General features: G+C 62.6%; 1 protein-coding gene. It reads right to left on the bottom strand.

Features of this window, described 5'->3' with window-relative positions; translation table 11 throughout:
* On the bottom strand, nt 1-2,673 hold a 2,673-nt coding region (locus I6F21_RS37420), incomplete at both ends, for a condensation domain-containing protein (RefSeq protein ID WP_225184343.1).

Raw genomic sequence — 2,673 nt, 5'->3', positions numbered from 1 at the left:
CACCCACCGCGCCGAACGGCACGGGCGCGCCATGGCCATCCAGCAAGTACACACGCGTGTTGGCGATTGGGCGCCCGATCGGGACCAATGACCCATTAAAATCAGCCGGGCAAGTCCAGATCGTCGCGAATGTCGTCGTCTCGGTGGGCCCGTAGCAGTTAATGAGACGTACGGGGCCCTTTTCCTTTAACAATCTCAGAAACGAGGCAAGATCACCGCACTCACCCCCACAGAGGAGGTGCTTCAGTTGCGCCAACGTCGGAGCAATCGTTGATGTATGTTGGTTGAATAATGCTGTTGTTAGAAACAGTGTCGTCACCCGGTGCTGTTCAAGCGCGCGGGCAAAACTAAGAGTATCCCTGACGGTGGCGGCATGCATGGCAACAATGCAACCACCGTTAAGCAGCGGTGCCCATACTTCGAACGTGCTTGCGTCGAAGGCGGGATTGCCAGCCCATGCCACCCGATCTCCTGCATCGATCTTCACATACCCACTGTTGATCACGAGCCGGTTGACGGCACGATGAGGAACAACAACTCCTTTGGGAAGGCCAGTTGAGCCAGAGGTGTACATGACGTAAGCGGCAGTTTCAGCGCTCAACGCCAGCCCAGGATCGGAACTACATCCCGTTCCAGCTATGAGCGGCCCAATAGTACGAACAGGTATCGTCGCCTCAACCAGATCATCAGCGCAAAGCACCAAGCGTGCAGCACAATCGGCCCTCAGCAATTCTTGTCGTGCCGGCGGGAGGGCGCGATCGATCGGTACATACACGCCGCCGGCCTTCAGAATTGCCAGCTGCGCCACCAGAAGAGCGACGGAGCGGTCCAGCACTGTGGCAATGCGATCCCCAGGTTTGACCCCGAGGGCGATCAGGTGATGCGCCAGGCGGTTGGCCCGCGCATTGAGCTCGCCGTAGCTCAGCCGCTCATCTTTGCAGACCACCGCCACCGCATCCGGCGCCTTGTGCACCTGCGCCTCGAACAGCTCGTGGATGCACCGCTCCGCAGGATACGGCGCCGCCGTCCGGTTCAGCTCCTCCAGCAGATACGTGCGCTCGGCAGTCGAGAGCAGCTCAATCCGGTGGACCTCTTGCTGCGCATCGGCAACCATCGCCCGCAGCTGCGCCAGCAGATAACCACGCTGCCGCTCGATCGTCGCCTGATCAAACAGCGCCGTGGCATAAGCCAGTGTTCCGGCGATCTCCTCGCCCTGCTCACCAAGGCTCAGCTCCAGATCGAACTCGACCTGATCAATCTCCTCCCCGGCAGCTTCGACACTCAGCCCCGGCAGGTCCAATGACCCAACCGCATTGTTCTCCCAGGCCAGCATCACCTGGAACAATGGCGTGTGATCAAGAGCCCGGGGCGGCTGCACGATCTGCACCACCTGCTCGAACGGCAGGTCCTGATGCTCCTGCGCAGCCAGCACCGTGCGCCGCGTCCGCTCCAGAAGCTCCGACACGCGCGGCTTGCCCGACAGGTCCAGCCGAAGCGCCAGGGTGTTGACGAAGAACCCGATCAGCTCTTCGATCTCGCGGTGCCCCCGATTGGCGCTCGGCACGCCAATCACAAGATCGTCCTGCCCGGACAGACGCGACAGCACCGCCGCCCAGGCCGCCAGCACCATCATGAACAACGTCGTGCCATGCTGTAGGCTCAGCCGCTTCAGCTCCCGCGTCAAATCCGCATCGACGGTGATCGGGACCGTGGCCGCGGCAAACGACTGCTGGGCAGGCCGCGCATGGTCCGTCGGCAAGACAAGACGGGCTGTGCCTGCCAGGGCGCTGCGCCAATACTGCGCCTGCTTCTGCAACCGTTCCCCCGACAGCCATTGACGTTGCCAGGCGGCGTAATCCGGATACTGGATCGCAAGCGGCGGCAGAGGGTCGTCCTGCCCAGCCTCGAATGCCCGGTAGAGCTGGCTAAGTTCACGCAGCAGCACGCCCATCGACCAACCGTCCGAGACGATGTGATGCTGGGTCAGTAGGAAGACGTGTTCCTCGTCGGCGATGCGGATCAGCCGCCCGCGGATCAGCGGACCGCGCGCAAGATCGAATGGCGTGCGCCCCTCTTCATGGCACAGATCCAAAAATGCCGCTTCCGCATCCGATCTCTCCCGCAGATCATGCTCAACTATCGGCAGACCCGCGTCCGGCGGCAGAACCTCAACCCGGGGCTTGCCTTGGGTCGCGACAAACACACTGCGCAGCGCCTCATGACGCGCAAACAGACGGTCAAGGCTGCGCTGCCAGGCGCTGCGGTCGAGCATCCCGCGCAATCGCAAGGCCAGCGGAATGTGATAGTTCGTGCTGCCTTCGTTCAGCTGAGCCAAAAACCATAGCCGCTGCTGCGCAAACGACAGCACAAGCGGCTCATGACGCGACACGGCTGCAATCGACGACAGCTCGTGCGGACCGGAGCGGCTCAACAGCTCGACGATGCTTGCCGCCAGGTCACTCAGCACTGGCCTTGCGAACAGCGTCGACAGTGGCAGTTCGACCCCGACAGCCTGTGACAGCCGGCTCGACATCTGCACGGCCAAGAGCGAGTGGCCGCCCAGTTCGAAGAAGTGGTCGTTGCGCCCGATGCGCTCGACACCAAGGAGCTCGGCCCAGATCTGCGCCAGCGCCGTCTCGACCGCACCTTGCGGCGACTGGTAGGCCGCCAGCG

It is taken from the genome of Bradyrhizobium sp. NBAIM03, assembly GCF_020194055.1.
GTDB classification, from domain to species: Bacteria; Pseudomonadota; Alphaproteobacteria; order Rhizobiales; family Xanthobacteraceae; genus Bradyrhizobium; species Bradyrhizobium yuanmingense.
The sequence above is the reverse complement of the archived record's forward strand: the minus strand, read 5'-3'. Positions and strand labels throughout refer to the sequence as shown.